Annotated in this window: 11 protein-coding genes and 3 pseudogenes; 4 read left to right on the top strand and 10 right to left on the bottom strand. The window is 57.4% G+C overall.

The window, feature by feature from the left end; all coding sequences use genetic code 11:
• Positions 1–68: 68 nt before the first annotated feature.
• A complete protein-coding gene (locus AC07O2_RS06200) occupies positions 69–560 on the top strand; it encodes a DUF3800 domain-containing protein (RefSeq protein WP_495074870.1) in 492 nt (163 codons plus the stop codon).
• Positions 561–1,048: 488 nt separating this feature from the next.
• Here the strand turns inward: AC07O2_RS06200 and AC07O2_RS06195 are convergent, their stop codons facing one another.
• Both AC07O2_RS06195 and AC07O2_RS06190 read right to left on the bottom strand, forming a co-directional pair.
• Positions 1,049–1,204 carry a hypothetical protein gene (locus AC07O2_RS06195; protein ID WP_495074869.1) on the bottom strand — a complete coding sequence of 52 codons (156 nt, stop codon included), beginning with the start codon at positions 1,202–1,204 and terminating at the stop codon, positions 1,049–1,051.
• A gap of 20 nt (positions 1,205–1,224) precedes the next feature.
• Positions 1,225–1,404, bottom strand: coding sequence for a hypothetical protein (locus AC07O2_RS06190; RefSeq protein ID WP_495075096.1), 180 nt, complete (start codon positions 1,402–1,404; stop codon positions 1,225–1,227).
• Between the two features lie 2 nt (positions 1,405–1,406).
• Here AC07O2_RS06190 and AC07O2_RS06185 point away from each other — a divergent pair.
• Positions 1,407–2,054: pseudogene (locus AC07O2_RS06185) on the top strand (IS256 family transposase); the annotation flags it as partial.
• Between the two features lie 164 nt (positions 2,055–2,218).
• Here AC07O2_RS06185 and AC07O2_RS06180 read toward each other — a convergent pair.
• The 3 genes and pseudogenes from AC07O2_RS06180 to AC07O2_RS06170 all read right to left on the bottom strand — a co-directional run bounded on the left by AC07O2_RS06180 (position 2,219) and on the right by AC07O2_RS06170 (position 5,943).
• Positions 2,219–4,432, bottom strand: a complete 2,214-nt coding sequence (locus AC07O2_RS06180; RefSeq protein ID WP_495075085.1) for a LamG-like jellyroll fold domain-containing protein — start codon at positions 4,430–4,432, stop codon at positions 2,219–2,221.
• Positions 4,433–4,504: 72 nt separating this feature from the next.
• Positions 4,505–4,791 (bottom strand): annotated as a pseudogene (locus tag AC07O2_RS06175) (methyl-accepting chemotaxis protein); the annotation flags it as partial.
• Complete coding sequence (locus AC07O2_RS06170; protein WP_495074868.1) at positions 4,792–5,943, bottom strand: ABC transporter substrate-binding protein; 1,152 nt, start codon at positions 5,941–5,943, stop codon at positions 4,792–4,794. It abuts the pseudogene before it with no gap.
• 289 nt (positions 5,944–6,232) lie between these two features.
• Here AC07O2_RS06170 and AC07O2_RS06165 point away from each other — a divergent pair, with 289 nt between their 5' ends.
• On the top strand, positions 6,233–6,418 hold the full coding sequence (locus AC07O2_RS06165) for a hypothetical protein (protein ID WP_495074867.1): 186 nt from the start codon (positions 6,233–6,235) through the stop codon (positions 6,416–6,418).
• A 75-nt stretch (positions 6,419–6,493) separates the two neighbouring features.
• On the opposite strand, the gene AC07O2_RS06160 is transcribed toward AC07O2_RS06165, so the two are convergent.
• The 3 genes and pseudogenes from AC07O2_RS06160 to AC07O2_RS06150 all read right to left on the bottom strand — a co-directional run bounded on the left by AC07O2_RS06160 (position 6,494) and on the right by AC07O2_RS06150 (position 9,827).
• Positions 6,494–7,288, bottom strand: coding sequence for an SDR family NAD(P)-dependent oxidoreductase (locus AC07O2_RS06160; protein WP_495074866.1), 795 nt, complete (start codon positions 7,286–7,288; stop codon positions 6,494–6,496).
• Positions 7,289–7,595: 307 nt separating this feature from the next.
• Positions 7,596–8,381: pseudogene (locus tag AC07O2_RS06155) on the bottom strand (methyl-accepting chemotaxis protein); the annotation flags it as partial.
• 1,248 nt (positions 8,382–9,629) lie between these two features.
• Positions 9,630–9,827, bottom strand: coding sequence for an H-NS family nucleoid-associated regulatory protein (locus tag AC07O2_RS06150; RefSeq protein WP_495074865.1), 198 nt, complete (start codon positions 9,825–9,827; stop codon positions 9,630–9,632).
• Between the two features lie 324 nt (positions 9,828–10,151).
• Between AC07O2_RS06150 and AC07O2_RS06145 the strand changes: the two genes are divergently transcribed.
• Positions 10,152–12,398: a LamG-like jellyroll fold domain-containing protein gene (locus tag AC07O2_RS06145; protein WP_495074864.1), complete on the top strand. Its 2,247-nt coding sequence runs from the start codon at positions 10,152–10,154 to the stop codon at positions 12,396–12,398.
• 353 nt (positions 12,399–12,751) lie between these two features.
• Here the strand turns inward: AC07O2_RS06145 and AC07O2_RS06140 are convergent, their stop codons facing one another.
• Positions 12,752–13,171: a hypothetical protein gene (locus tag AC07O2_RS06140; RefSeq protein WP_495074863.1), complete on the bottom strand. Its 420-nt coding sequence runs from the start codon at positions 13,169–13,171 to the stop codon at positions 12,752–12,754.
• A gap of 54 nt (positions 13,172–13,225) precedes the next feature.
• Positions 13,226–15,544 (bottom strand): TonB-dependent receptor domain-containing protein, encoded by a 2,319-nt coding sequence (locus tag AC07O2_RS06135; RefSeq protein WP_495074862.1) that lies wholly within the window; start codon positions 15,542–15,544, stop codon positions 13,226–13,228.
• Positions 15,545–15,648: the final 104 nt, after the last annotated feature.

The following is a 15,648-nucleotide window of genomic DNA, read 5'->3' as shown; positions in this document are numbered from 1 at the left end:
TCTCCGGTATTTTTGTAGGCAGAAAATGGCCAGCGTAAATAGTCTTTGAGTAGGGGAACTTGCACACCATGGCGCGCAAGACCAAGTGGCAAGCGCTACCGGAGGCGCCGGGTGCGGTACCGGAGTACCTTGAGGCGATTGTAACGCCCGGCGTTCGCACCGACGCGGCTTTTGTGGTGTTGCAGTCGCTAGTTAGCCGTATGGAGGAAATGGCCTCCGGGCCATACTGTGTCGAACATGATCAGTCCAAGAATTTGCTGCAGCGTTACATCAACCACGACCAGGCCATCGAGTTCCGCCAATCCGAGATCGCGATCATCAAGTTTCCGCTCAAGCTCGCATCGGTGACACAGGTGGACTCGAAGACAAGTCCGGCGGTGCAATTGGCTGACGTGATGATCGGTGCCGCCATCGAAGCGGCCAATACGCTGACAGGCCAGCGTAGTACGGGAGGGCAGGATGCTCAAGCGGTGATGGCACTGTATGTCGACCATCAGTTCATCCATATGGTGCCGTCGATCGATTTCGAAGCACAGCGCCGGTTCCGCCAAGGCACGTAGGCTGCGGAGGTGATCGACTATTTCGCCACTCACTTTCACGGTCAGTCCAGAGGCTAGGCGATTCGTTTGATGTGGCACGGAGGAGGGTTCCCTAGTGATGTGCGAAGGGGTAGGGTGCTCTGTGATTGACAATGGTTTCGCAGAAGTCGTCGCCCCGTCTTCCGCGCCAGAGAAGGGACTCCCCTGGTTGGGTAAAAGCAGAAGACATCAGCCATCCTTGCAGACCGTCGATAAATAAGTCCGTTGTGCCGATTTCTTCAGTGAAGAGGCCCAACTTGTTCTTGTGGGGGCTTTGAATGACCTTTTTGTTGATTACTGTGAAGTACAGGCCTGGTGGCTACCAATTCCTCTCCGTCGTACCGGATGTTCGTGCCATTTAGATAGAGATAGGTCTGTGTGATCCCGTGCGCGAGAAGCTGCTGATGCAGAGTCGCCAGATGTAAACGATAGTAATCGGTCGGTTGAAGTGGTACGGTGTAAAGCAGGGTTCAGATGGAGGCTACAGCACCCACCAGGGATGCATCGTTCGCACGGGAGAGTCCGGCTCGCTGCGGGTTGTGGGGCGAGGAGCCGGCAGTTCCTCCACTGGCGTGTTCGGGGTCAGTTGAAGCTCCCAGCGCAATTTGCGCAGGGCTGGTGGGCATGTTGATCGAGGGTAGCTGTGTTAGCGGATTGAGGCGATGAGAGACTCTGGCCGCAGGTTGGTGTAACGTTTGAGCATCTTCCAGTCCTTGTGGCCGCTCACCAGCGCGGTTTGTTCGATGGTGAAGCCGGCTTCGAACAGGCGACTGGCGAGCCTGTCAGAAATTTTTCGTGTGAGGCATAGCATGTCAACAAGGAGCATGAATGCCACGCAAGACAAAGACGACCGCTACGGTGGACAAGGCGGCGCAGCCGCAATTTTCAGCCGAGTTGCTTGAGCAACTCATCCCTAGGCCGGTGACGCCGGCTGAGTTGGAGGGCATCTTCCAGCAGTTCAAGAAGTCGGTGCTGGAGCGGGCGCTGGGCGCCGAGATGAGCCACCACCTGGGTTACGCGCCTGGCCAGGCCAAGCCTGAAGGGGCCGCTGCCAATCACCGCAACGGCAAGAGCGCCAAGACGGTGTTGACCGATGTTGGCGCCCTGCGCATCGACGTTCCCCGCGACCGTGAGGGCACGTTCGAGCCCCAACTCATCGGCAAGCACGAACGCCGCTTCACCGGCTTTGACGACAAGATCATCGCCATGTATGCCCGTGGCATGACCGTGCGCGAGATCCAGGGCTTCCTCGCCGAGATGTACTCGGTAGACGTCTCGCCCGACCTGATCAGCAGCGTCACCGACGCGGTGATGGGCGAGGTCACGGCCTGGCAGACACGCCCGCTGGAGGCGATGTACCCGGTCGTGTTCTTTGACGCGCTGCGGGTCAAGATCCGCGAGGACGGCGTGGTGCGCTCCAAGGCCGTGTATCTGGCGCTGGGCGTGCTGCGCGACGGCAGCCGCGACATCCTGGGGACTATCAGTTTGGCATCGATACAAGCGTGCTCAACTGATCAATTCAAGGTCAGCAGTAACACTGACTCCTCTTTGGGATGCATTGCAAGACGCGATGTGTATCCTGACAAAACTGCCTGCTTCTTTCTATAGCTCGGTGCTGTGCGGAAGAACCATCGAGTGCCCTATGCTGCCGCCAAGGCTGCAATTTGCGCCGCAGTGAGCGCGCCCCTGTAGATGCGGAACTCGTCCACCAGCCCGGTGTACAGGGGATTGCCGCCGTTGTACGAACGACCTATCCAGTTCTGGGTCGTGTTCCCAAGGCGAAATGGTTGGAAGCGCATCGCGGTGTTGGTGCCAACGACCGAGCCATTGAAATACATCGTACCCACGCCACCGGCCAGCGTCACGGCCACATGCACCCAGCTGAAGTCAGACATTCGTGCACCAGACGAAATCAAATCAGATCCGCTTTCTGCGTTGGTAGTGATCATGAAGCGTGCCTTGCCGTCGCTCCATTTCGGACAAAACATCATGAACTGGTCCACACCAGAGCCGAAGTTGAAGACGCATTGCACGTCATTGTGGAGTCCCGTCCAATATGTCCAGAACGAAATCGTGCAATCACCGAGATCTGTCAGCATACCGGTAGGCAGGTTGACATATCCGCTGCTGCCGTCGAGTGACACCGCGCTGCCGCTCTTGCCGCTCGCCCAGGTTGCGTTCACCAGCGTCCCCGTGTTGCCGCTGCCGCTACTGTCCGCCACACTGGTGCCGGTGGCTTCGTTAAAGGCCAGATAAGTGTGCAATTGCGTGGCGGTGACAACGGTCACCTCGTTGGACGCGGTTGTTTCGCCTGACGAGGTCATGGCCGTCACAACGTAGTAGTACGTGCCCGCGGCCATACCGCCATCCGCATAAGTGAGGAGATCGGTAACACCAGTCGCAATACTGGTGTAGGAGCCACCCGCGGAGGTACTGCGCTTGACGGTGTAGCTAGTGGCGTAGGCCGAGCCCCACCACGACAGCGTCACGATCCCCGAGGTCACGGTCGCGGTCAAGCCGCTGGGCGCCGCACCACTAGAGATGGCTTCACGTGTGAAGGCCAATGTGCCGTAACCCAGTTGGTCATAACCACCACTGTTTGGCCCGTAGTTGCCACCACCGCCTTCGGGTGCGGTCAGCGCTGCGAATGCTTTGGAGTAAGGCGCCGCCAGGCCCTTGCGGTTCACATAGTGGTGGTAGATCATGGCCCACTCGGGCCGGACCGAGCCTTGCCCGGTGGTGGAAAAAGCCGTGTCGTCGATGCCGTTGGTCTTGTATTCGGTAAATGGCATCGTGTAGTAGCTGGTGCCGGACTCGATCAGATTGCCCTTGGCCACATACTCGCAACCCGCCAGAACGCGGTTGTTGTCATAGCCGTATAGATCGACGCCCTGGTTCCATGCCATCTCGCAGATGACGGTCAGCAAGGAAATGCTGAGTGTGTTGTGACCTTGATCGCGGCCCGATTCCTGTGTCTGTCCCAGGTAGCCTGGATGGAGGTAGTACACCGTTTGCGCCACTCCGCCATTGCCCTGGCCCGTCTTGAAATAGGTAATCGCCTCATTAAAGATAGTGCTGTTGTCACAAAGCACCCCGATCGCCAGTATCGCTGCGACGCTGCACAGTTGCCAGCTGGAATAGACCGTCAGCGATGTCAACGAAGTGTTCACGCCGTAATCGGCGAGCGGGTAGAAAATGGTCAGCATCATGTTTTGAAAACTGGCGAAATCCACCGCCGCCCAACCTGAATAGCTGCGCATGATTTCACCGGCATTGGCGAACTGGTATCCCTGGATAGCCAGTAAAGCTACGTCGTTATTGCCGCCTAGCCCGGTAAGGGTGGAGGACCAAGCGTTCATGATGGCCACCGCCTTGTCGGCGTAGACGATTTCCCCGGACACCTTCCAGCGCAGTGCACAGGCGTAGGCGGCTGCCACATCGTTGTAGAACAAACCGAAATTCGCGGCGTGCGTACCATCGCTGCCGCGGTAAATCACGGCCACTGGACCCTGGAGTGAATACGTTGAGCTCGCGTGGCTGTTGCCGATCAATGCATTCCAACCGCTAGCCCAGGGTTCTATCGCCAGCTTCGCAACCATCCGGTCAAAATCAGCCTGCGTGTGCAGCAGGCCTGGATGCGTAAAAGCCGTGCTAGTTGATGAAGAAGAATCCGACCTAGAGTCAATCGTGCTGTTAGATGTTGTCGAGGTACTAGATGTAGCTGAAACGGTTGCCTCTGAACTACTGCCCCCACCACAGGCGGACAAACCCAATGCGCCCAAACTCCCCAGGAATAGGCGACGCGAAATATCTTCGCTCCGATCCTCAGCCGATGTACTGAATGCCTTCTCCATCGCGGCCGATCGCTCGGTGGCACCTACATGGACGACAGTGTCCTGTACGGTGGAGTCGGCTGATTTTGAATGCATGCTTTGGTATCCTAAAGTTTGGTTTTGGTTCGCCGCAGTGATTTCTGCAATCATGGATGACACACGTTGCACCTGGGTCACGATTTCCGTCATGGTTTGGCCAGCTTCTTGCACTTGGGCAACGCCAGCCTCCACTTTGGCGACCGAGTCACCGATCAGCGCCTTGATTTCGCGCGCTGCGCCAAACTGCGAAACTCGGACGCGACTACGGCGAAGCCACGCCCTTGCTCTCCTGCGCGGGCCGCTTTCACAGCCGCATTCAGCGCCAGGATATTGGTCTGGAATTAAACCCCTGGAGTCAAGCCAAGCTTTGCGTCAGGGCTTGCTGGGTCGCTGCCACTGACAGGTTTTAGATAAAGCTCGACTTGGCTGCGAAATTGTTCCACTGCAGCGCGGTCACTCATGAATTTACTAAGCGCCGCCGGGTCAGTATTCCTGTAAGCGTTGATGGGCTTCAACCACACAGGCTGAGCCACATCATTGCGCACTGACCACGTCCAACTGGCGATCGCCTCCTTCTGCCCCCGTGCTGACACCAACCAGCTTAGAAACAATTTAGCCGTATGCGGATGCTTTGCCGTCTTGAAAATTGCCGCTCTTTGCACCCAGGATACGAACGGATCGTTGCTATCGAGGATAGCAACAGAAGTTTGACCGGGATCTCCCGCCGTCATGGGGTTCGCGAGGTAAGGGCCGGATGCCACACCAGCGGCGGCATTCGGCAATCCTCGCACCAACGTTGGGTTTTGTTCTGCTAGGACCTTGAGCCAGTCCCAGCCATATTTGTCAACCAGTAGTTTGAAGCCTAGTAGAACTGCATCATCATCATTGGGATAGGTGAAGATAAGTTTGTCCTTGTACTTTGGATCAAGTAGATCGGTTGCTTTGTAGGAAGAGGCCTCGCCGTTGACCGCCTCCTTTTTGACCAATGGGCCAAAGGCTGCATAGAACGCGCCAGTCCAATAGCCGTCACGGTCTTTTGCAACAGGATAGATGTTGCTCCATCCAATCGGCTTGTACTTTAGCAGTACGCCCTTTTGCTTCCAGCGATCAAAATCTTGCAAGGTCTGCAAAATAGCCATATCCGGCACCAACGCCTTGTTAGCTAATTGGTTGTCGATGCGTGCGTCATGGTATTTACTAAGGTCAACGACGATATTGATCTTGATGCCAGGGAAGGCTTTCATGAAAGCGTTGCCAATTGCATCCCATTGACCCGGCGCATCTCCTCCCATGTACACAGTCAGTTTGTCCCCTTCAGTCTTGGCTTGGGAATACAAGGCATTCAATTGCACTTCTTCAGAGGCAGGCTTGGCCACTACATCGGACCTGGCGGTGTTCATGACAAACGATGTAACCAATAACGCAGCAAGCGTCGGGAGTCCTGTCTTGCGGCTAAAGACTATTTTTTTTGGGGTATTGATTTGACAAGGCATTGAGAATATTTCTTAAAGGTATTTACATGGTGGGGCTAGCAACACTCACGGGAGTACTTTCTCAAAACTCCAAGTGCCGGAGCCTGTGATCGACAAAAGGAGGAAACGAAGCAAAACAATACTGCTGACTTGGCATGGGTGACAGGAAGCTGCCTTAGGAGGCCTGTCTAGCTTATTGATTTCCCTTGCGTTAATCTATGGCCCTTCATTCTTCAATCAATTTCCTCCAGAGAAACCCTGGACCGTCTAACCAATTTGCGTGTTTTCCGAGAGGTGGTGGACAGGGGACGTGATCAGCAGAGGCATCTTCACCTGGCTCAAGGACCTGGACAAGAAGCTCATCCGCTACATCCGGCAGCACAACAAGGACGCTACACCGCTGCAGTGGAAGTACAACAATCCTCAGCGCAGGCACCGCCAATTCTTCTGCTTCAGTGGACTAGAACCGAGATCGGTGACAGGCGCAGCGTACTGAAAATAATTTTGTAGGTGTCTTTACGGGCTCGAGAGCGACTCACGTGTACCGTCTAGCGTCAGCGGCGGTCTAGCCTCATGCGATAGCCCGCACCACACCGCCGTCAACCCGCAGCGCTGCTCCCGTCGTTGCAGATGCTTGAGCGCTGCAGACATAGGCGATCATCGCCGCGACCTCGTCCGTAGTTGCGAATCGCTGAATCAATGAGGAAGGACGCGCGGTCGCGAGGAATTCCCGTTCCACGGTCTCGATGTCAAGGCCTCGGCTCGCGGCTATTTGCGCAACAAGGGTACCCGCGGCCTCCGAGGATGTCGGCCCGGGCAGCACGCTATTAACCGTGACACCGGTACCGGCGAGCGTCTCGGCGAGCCCGCGCGCCACGGCGAGTTGCGCGGTCTTGGTCATGCCATAGTGGATCATCTCGGCCGGAATCTGCAACGCCGATTCGCTCGAAACAAAGACGATCCGCCCCCAGTTGCGCGATCGCATGCCGCGCACATAGTGGCGCGAGAGACGGATGCCGCTCAGTACGTTGGCCTCGAAGAAACGCAGCCAATCCTCATCCGAAATTTCCTCGAACGATTTCATTTCGAAAATGCCGAGATTGTTGACCAGTACGTCGATCTCCGGCAGCAAGCCAAGCAGCGCCTCGCAACCTTCACCGCGGCTTAGATCGGCTGCGATCCCGGTGATGGATGCGCCGGGAAGCTCGCTTGCCAACGCATCGATCGCACTGTCAACGCGCGCCTGGGTCCGGCCATTCACCGTGACATAAGCGCCCTCGGCCGCCAGCGCGCGTGCGGTAGCAAACCCGATGCCGGCCGTTGAACCCGTCACAAGCGCCCGTTTTCCCTTTAGTCCCAAATCCATAGTCGATCTCCAGGTTATCTGAAAAAATTTCACTCTATCGGTCTCTTAGCCGCTGAGCGTTGATTCCACTTCCTCAGGGGGGGCTCCCCAGGGCGGGGCGGGATCGCGTGGAACTCCACGGCATCGTCTTACCGCGCGGCGAACCAGGCCGTACCGCGCCGCTGTCAGCCGCCGGCTGGTTCTCTACCTCATGGAGGCGGAATACCTCAACCACCCGTTTCAACTCGTCGGCCTGCGCTTTCAGGCTTGTCGCGGCAGCGGCCGATTGCTCGACCAGTTCGGCGTTTTGCCGCGTCATCCGGTCAAGCTGGCTGATGGCCAAGGTGACTTCACCCAGGCTTTGAGTCTGTTTGATGGCGGTTTGCGTTCTCTCGGCCGCGACGTTACCGAGCCGCTTGATCGAATCGACGATCTGCGTCACCGCGGTGCCGGCCTCTTTCGTCAGCGTTGCGCCCGACTCGATTTTCCGGACGCTGCTGTCAATCAGGCTCTTGATGTTGCTGGCCGCGTTCGCGCTGCGTTGCGCCAGGCCGCGCACCTCGCTGGCTACCACCGCGAAACCGCGGCCTTGTTCGCCGGCGCGCGCCGCCTCCACCGCGGCATTGAGCGCGAGGATATTCGTTTGGAAGGCGATGCTGTCGATCACGCCAATGATGTCGGTTATCTCGCGGGCGCTGACGTGGACGGCCTCCATCGTCACCTCGGCCTCGGCCATCACCCGGCCACCGCGTTGCGCGGCGGCGTGCATCGTCTGCACCAACTCCCTGGCGGCGTTCGACGCATCGGAACCCTGCTGCGCGTGGTCATGCATCTGCGTCAATGAAGTGGCTATCTGTTGCAAACTGCTGGCCGCCTCCTCGGTACGCAGAGACAGGTCCTCGCTGCCGGCGGCGATCTTCCCGCCGGCCAGGACGATCGAGTCGACACCACTGCGTACCCTGCCGACGATCTCGTGCAGAGAGCCCTGCATGATCTTGAGACCACCCAGCACCTGGCCCATCTCGTCGCGCCACAGCGTGCGGATGGGTTGGGTCAAATCACCGTCGGCGATGGTCCGCGTAAAGTTCACCGCCCGCGCCGCAGGCCGGGTGACTGAGCGTGTGATCTGCCAGGCAGTCAATACGCCCACCAGTACGCCCATAAAACCGAAGACGCGCAGCCAACGACCGCCCTCGCCAGACGCCCGTTCCACTTCAGCGGCGGCCTTTGCGGCGAGCTCCCTCTCCTGCTCGGCGAGAGCTCCCAGCGCTTGTACATAAGCATCGAACGCCACATCTACGGCTGCCGGGTTGCCGTCGCCCCCGCCGCTCATCAGCTTCTTGCGTGCGTCCAGCATCTCCTCACGGAGCTGGCCCACCTGGCCGAGCAGCGCGCGTTCATCCGCCGGGGTGATCAACTGCTCGACCGCCTTGTGAACCTCGCCGATCTGCTGGCTGGTTTCCGCGATCATGGGCGCAAACAACACTTTCAGGTTCTCGCTATCGCTTTTCACCACGGCCAGCGTACGGGCGCGATTGAGCAAGGTCATCTGCTGCCAACGCTCGATCGCGCTGCTAGCACGCGCCAGGCGCCCCATCTCCTCGACATTGCGGTTCGAGGTATGCAGTACGCCCAGTCCCACAGCCATCATCGTTAGCATCAATATCAAGAGAATGGCGAAGCCCAGCCCCAGCCGGTATGCCAAAGGCCAGTTGTTTAGTTTGGTCATTTCCGCTCCGTAGAGCTGTTGTCCGCCGCCGCGTTCGGGTGACGACACCCCCATTCATCGAAAAAAGCTGATAAACGCGGGCACACCGAAAGTGTTCTTGACATGAATTTTTTTGAGGGAGCACGGATGGAGAGTCTAAATATATTGACTCTGGATATGAGCGGGATAGCGAGTTTCGGCCATACCGTTATTCAATCCAGCCAACCGTAAGTTCCCCCTTGCCGAGCCTAAAATCTCGCGGTCACGCTCAAGTAGTAACAGCGACCATCTTCGACGAATCCGTAGCTGTCATAGCTGATTTTTTGTCGGTCAGGTTGTAAATGTCCCCCGCGCAAGCTCACGGTCTTGTTGACCTCATAGGTCGTGCCCAAGTCTGCCACCGCCGACGTTACGACTGTCTTTGCCACGGTAGGTCACGCGTGCTCAAGTCGTCAATGCGGCCATGGGCTGGTAGTTCAGCGTGCTGGCGAGCCGGTGGCGCGGGAGTTTGTTGAGTGTCAATCCCGCAAACTGCCCCGTTTGTTGCCGAGAGTAGGTATAGGTATAGCTGCCGTCGAACGTGACGTTACGTACGAGCCAGCGGCAAGGGGTGATGTCGGTTTTTCAGGAAATATCGAAAATGCCGACCTGACTTCATAGCTCATCCGGCGTAGCTTGGATTTTGAAGTCTTCAAGTTCGACACCAGCCTCGATCGCTTCGACCGGCCACCTAGGACGTCGTCCTTTTCCTGTTCGGGAGTTTGGGGTGTTTAAGCGGGCCGCAATGCTGGCCCGAGGTTTGCTTGAAGAGTCGCAATGCCAACTCAAAAAGAGTAATAAATGCAAGCCCATGTGTTCATATTTCTCCCGCAACTGTGACGCATATCACCCCTCCTAATAGACGCCGGCTAATGTTTTGATCAGCCCACCTCGGGACAAAATTTGTCACATCAAGGTTCTGTTTGCTACAAGAATGTCAAGTTGACTATGGGATTAAAGGAAGCCATAGTAAAAACGTGCGAGCGTAGATCTTGCTCCCTGGCGGAAAAAGAAACCACTTCACATAACTGCTACGAAACGCGAACGATCTTTCGCATGACAGGGGTTTGCCAAGCAAGTCGGGGCAATCCATTCGCATCGCTCTTCAACCCAAACCAAACTCTAGGATACAAAAGAATGCATTCAAAATTAGCTGATTCCGCCGCAGTACGTACCCTCGTCCATGCAGATGTTACCGAGATATCTATTCCGGCTGGGAGGGCATTCGGACAATCAGCTACTGACCGGGTGGAAGACATTTCGCGTCGCCTATTCCTGGGGAGTTTGGGCGTATTGGGGTTGTCCGCCTGCGGAGGGGGAAACAGCTCAGATGCATTCGCTGTTACCGCCAGGTCTGACTCATCCTCATCGACCACCACGGCTTTTACGCATCCAGGCTTGCTGCACACGCAGGCCGATTTCGACAGGATGGTTGCGAAAGTTGGCGTAGAACCCTGGGCCAGCGGCTGGAACAAGTTGACAGGGAACAGTCACGCCAGCCTGTCATACACCCCGACTCCGCAGGCAGTGGTCTACCGCAACGACGGTGTGCATAACGACAACGTCTACTATCTATACAACGATGTTGCTGCCGCCTATGCGTGCGCCCTGCGCTGGAAGGTATCGGGCAACACCGCGTATGCCGACAAGGCCGTGCAGATCATGAATGCATGGTCGTCGACCCTCACGGGAATCTCGTGGTATGACGGTCACTACGATGGATTTCTGGTGGCGGGCATTCAGGGCTATCAGTTTGCCAATGCCGGCGAAATCATGCGCACTTATTCGGGATGGGCGGCGGCTGATTTCCTGAGCTTCCAGAACATGATGCGCAACGTGTTCTATCCAATGGATAGCGGCTTCACCGGGAGCACCCCGTCCAGTCTTGCGGTCTACTCCAGTTGGGACCTGTGCGCGATGGCGGCGGTCATGGCCATCGGCGTGCTGTGCGACGACCAGACGATGTTCAACGCGACGGTCTCGTATTTCAAGACCGGACTCGGCAACGGCGCCATTGCGCAAATGCTCTACTGGGTCCATCCTGGCTATCTGGGCCAAACGCAGGAGACCGGCCGCGATCAGGGGCATAACACGCTCAGCCTGACCTTGTTGAGCGCCATCTGCGAGATGGCCTGGAACCAGGGCGTCGATCTGTACGGCTACGACAACAACGCCTGCCTGGCGGCCGCCGAATACATTGCCAAGGGCAATCTGATCGAATCCGGAACGTCCTATTATTCGGTGCCGTTTGCGACCTATGCGAATGGCTACGTCACCGACACCGCATTTTCGACGGCGGCGCAAGGCACCCTGCGACCGGCCTGGGCCTTGATTTATCACCATTACGTCAACCGCAAGGGACTGGCGGCGCCCTACACCCAGAAGATGATGACATTGGTCCAGCCGGAAGGCGGTGCCACGAACAGCGGTGGCTACGACCAGTTGGGCTATGGCACCTTGGCCTTCACACGCGATGCGATTACCAGCGGCGCCGCGCCGAGCGGCCTAACGGCCCTCATCAGCAACGGTGACGTCGTTCTGTCTTGGTGGGGCACGGCCTATGCCACTAGCTACACCGTCAAGCGCAGTACCTCCTCAGGGGGGACTTACACGACCATTACCAGCGGCATCACCGATCTGCTGACGTGTACGGACAGCGGTTTGACGGCGGGGACCTACTACTATGTCGTAACCGCGACAACGCCGTCCGGTGAAACTACCGTGTCGAACGAGGCGAAGGCGGTCACGGATGTACTGCAACTGCAAACCTACCTGGCATTCAACGACGGTAGCGGCACCACCACAGCCGATTCGAGCGGCAATGGACATGCCGGCACACTGGTCGGGGGCGCTAGCTGGACGACTGGCAAAAAGGGCGCTGCGGTGGCACTCAACGGCAGCAATGGCTATGTCAGTCTGCCTGTTGACATGCTGCTCGATGTCAGCGATTTCACGCTCGCGACCTGGGTCTATTGGAATGGCGCAAATAGCGGGGAACGCATCTTCGATTTCGGCTCTGGCCCCACCCACAATATGTATTTGACGCCGCGGGCAGGAAATGGCGTCATGCGCTTCGGTAGCACGCTTACCGGCTGGCGCGGCGAGAGTGGGATCAACAGCAATGCGGCATTACCCTCGGGACAATGGGTACACGTTGCATTAACGCTGGCAGGCACGACCTGCACTCTGTACGTAAACGGCAGCGTGGTCGGCACCAACACGGCAATGCAGTTTGCGCCGTTCCGCCTGCGCAGCACCAGCCAGAACTGGATCGGCCGCTCGCAGTACTCCGGCGATGCGTACTTCGGTGGTTCGATCGACGAGTTCCGCATCTACCGGGGTGCGCTCAGTGCCGCCCAGCTTGCTACGCTGATCGCGTCCTGATGCAAGACGCAAATTATCGATCGTAAGGTTCCACCAATCACCCCCCCTGAATTGATGAATTGAACATTGGTACAAGTGCTTGTTGCCGTCAATCAAATAATTGACCAGCCGGCCGATTGCGAGTGATCAGCCATGAAGTTCGTATGCGCTTGAGTGAGTAGATTTTTTCATGTACTGGGGTGGTCACTGATTTCTGGCGGACTTGGCCAAATTTGCATTGGCATCAACGCGATGTTTGGCCAGACTATTGGCCAGTCCGGTAAAACTCATGCATTTGGCGATACTTTCCAGCTCTTCTGCAGGGCTCTACCGCCGTACCGAACTGACAACAGGCGTTTGCAATGTGAATTGCTTCAGTCGTGAGTATGGACGATTGCGCCCTGTCTGACGTGACGCCAAGACGCCACAATGGCGCAGGCACCGGGAAGCGTGATGAACAGCAAAGCCGAGAAAATAATATGCCCTCCATCTCGGATGCCATCGAAGACACCGGCAAGTGTGTTCAGAATCGCAAGAGCACTACCAAGAATCAGCATGGCCCAATTGGCGCGAGAGGTTCCAATCAACGCGAGCAGGACGGTAACGATCCAGGCGCCATAGAAAGCGGACACCATCCACAACGCGCTTGCGTTAAACGTCATTGCCGGCATCGCACCGTGCGCTACGATATAGTCGTTGACGTAGGAAAACGATTGCAGCGTTACAAACAGCACAGCACCGAGTGCCGCCGTCAACCAAAATAAAGCAATTCTGTTTTGTTCCTTGGTCACCATGTGACAGTTCTCCTGTGGTTGCAAAAAAAGTAAAAAGTCAGGCTCCCGACAGGATCAAAACTTGGCAGTCATGCCCAAGTAGTAGCGACGACCATCCTCGACGAAGCCGTAGCGGTCATAGCCAATCTTTTTGTCGGTCAGGTTGTAAATGCCCCCGCGCAAGCTCACAGTCTTATTGACCTCATAGCTGGCACCCAGGTCGGCCATGGTGTAGGAGGGGGCCTCCACCGGGAAGAGGATGGCGGAAGTGCCGCCGACGTTGCGGCTGTCTTTACCACGGTAAGTCACGCGTACCCAAGTCGTCAGCGCTTCGATGGGCTGGTAGTTCAACGTGCTGGCCAGCAGGTGGAGCGGCAACTTGTTGAGCGGCAGTCCTGCGTATTGGCCCGTCTGCTGCCTGGAGTAGGTATAGGTATAGCTGTTGTCGAGCGTGAGGTTGCGCGCGAGCGATAGGCCGAGAGTGGCTTCTAGGCCTCTGGTGATAGCGCGGCCCACGTTCGCATAGGACTGGGGATAGCCGCCATAGAGGTTGGGAACCTGTGCGCATTGATCGGCGGGACATGCGACGTCGGTAATCTTGTCCTTGAACTGGTTGTTGAACAAAGTCACGCTGCCGCTCAAGCCTTCTTGCTTGTACAGGACACCGATTTCCTGGTTCAGGGATTTCTCGGGCTTCAGATCCGGATTCCCGTAGATCGTCCCCAAGCCACCGATCGAGCCGAAGTTCTTGTCGATCTGGGTAATGCCTGGCGCCTTGAAACCAGAGGTAACCCCCCCCTTAATCGTCCATTGCGGCGCCACGTTCCACACGCCATAGATGCGCGGGCTCCAGTGCTGGCCGTACTGGTCATCGTCATCCACGCGCGCGCCCGTCGTCAGCGTGAAGGTGTCGGTCAGATACCAGGCATCTTCCGCGAAGAGGGATTTTTGCGTACGCTTGATGTCGGTCAGACTGGAGACCTGGTTGGAAAATCCGTCGTGCAGTTCATTGCGGCTCAAACTGCCACCCAGAGTGACGATGTGGTTACCCAACGGCAAGGCCCACGAGGTGCGCACGTCGGTATTCTTGAGATGGATATCTTGCGATGCGATGTCATATTCCTCGTGCTGCACATAGGTTTCCGAGGTGCCGAAAGCCCAGCGCCCGGTATGAGACAGCGACAGGCGATCGACGTCTACCTTCTTGTCGACAGGCAGCGCACATCCGGGGTATGAGTAGGCGCCGCATCCGGGGTCGATACTCTTGCCCGTCTCCTGCTGGATGCGTTGCTCGGTGTGGTTGGCTTCGAGCACGATGTCGTGGTCGCGAGTGGGTGTCAGTGCCAGCTTGGCCGTCAGGTTGTCGCGCTTGCTACCGCGGTAGCCGTTGTAAATCTCGTCTTCGCTGCGCTTGGAATATTGCCCATAGAGTTGCAGGCCCAGTAGATCTTGCTTGATCGGACCGGTCACAAAGAAGTTGCCTTGGTAGACATTGCCGGATTTGGAGTTTTCCTGGAACGTGGCGTCCGTGCCAATCTCACCACCCCATTCCTTGGCGACCTTGCGGGTGATGATATTGATTACGCCACCCATGGCATCCGAGCCGTACAGCGCCGACATGGGTCCCCGGACCACCTCGATACGCTCGATCGCAGATACCGGCGGTGTCCAGGCGTTCATCTGACCCAACCCATCGGACAGACGACTCGTTTCCCGTGAGTCGATCCGTTTGCCGTCGATGAGCGTCATCGTATAGGCCGACCCCATGCCCCGGATATTGACTTCCTTGTGGTCGCCCCCGCCGGTGGTGACCACGCCGGGCACCGAGCTGAGTGCGTCGGCCAGATCGCGATAGGGCTTGCTTTCCAGCTCCTTACGGGTGATCACGCTGATCGACGCCGGGGCGTCCTGGATCTGCTGTTCGACGCCACCCGCCGATGCCGTGACAACTACGGCCGGCAACTCGAATACCGCAGCACCGGCACGGGCCGATTCGATCCGGAACCTGCCATCGGCGCCTGCCACGACGCGCAGATCGTTGGAGCCGATGAGAGCCCGCAGGCCATCAGCCAGCGAATAAGTTCCGGCAATGCCTAGTGTGGTCAGGCCTTGAGCAACGCCAGGTGCGATGGCCAATGTGATGTTTGCTTGTCTCGCGAATACCGGCAACGCTTGGTCGAGTGGCCCCGCCGGGATATTGAATTGCTTCGCAGCCGATATCTGGCTGGACTCAGCGGCGAACACAGGCTGCAGACCCGTCAAGGAAGCGGTCGCCATGGCAAACCCGAGCAGGGCTTGTCGGGTGGCCCGGGCCATCGGTGTCAGGGCTGGGTTTGCGCGGCCCCCTTCTTGACAAAACAAATGGGAAAGCAGGGCAGGGCGTACATATTTCATAAATAACTCTTATTCGCATTTGTAAATGCCCCAATTTACCAATGACTGGCGTGACTAGATAGCGAAATTTGGCCACATCGTTATCCAGTTCAGCCAGTCGCAAG

This window comes from Rhodoferax sp. GW821-FHT10B06 (genome assembly GCF_059415605.1).
This window is presented reverse-complemented; position numbering and strand designations above follow the sequence as displayed.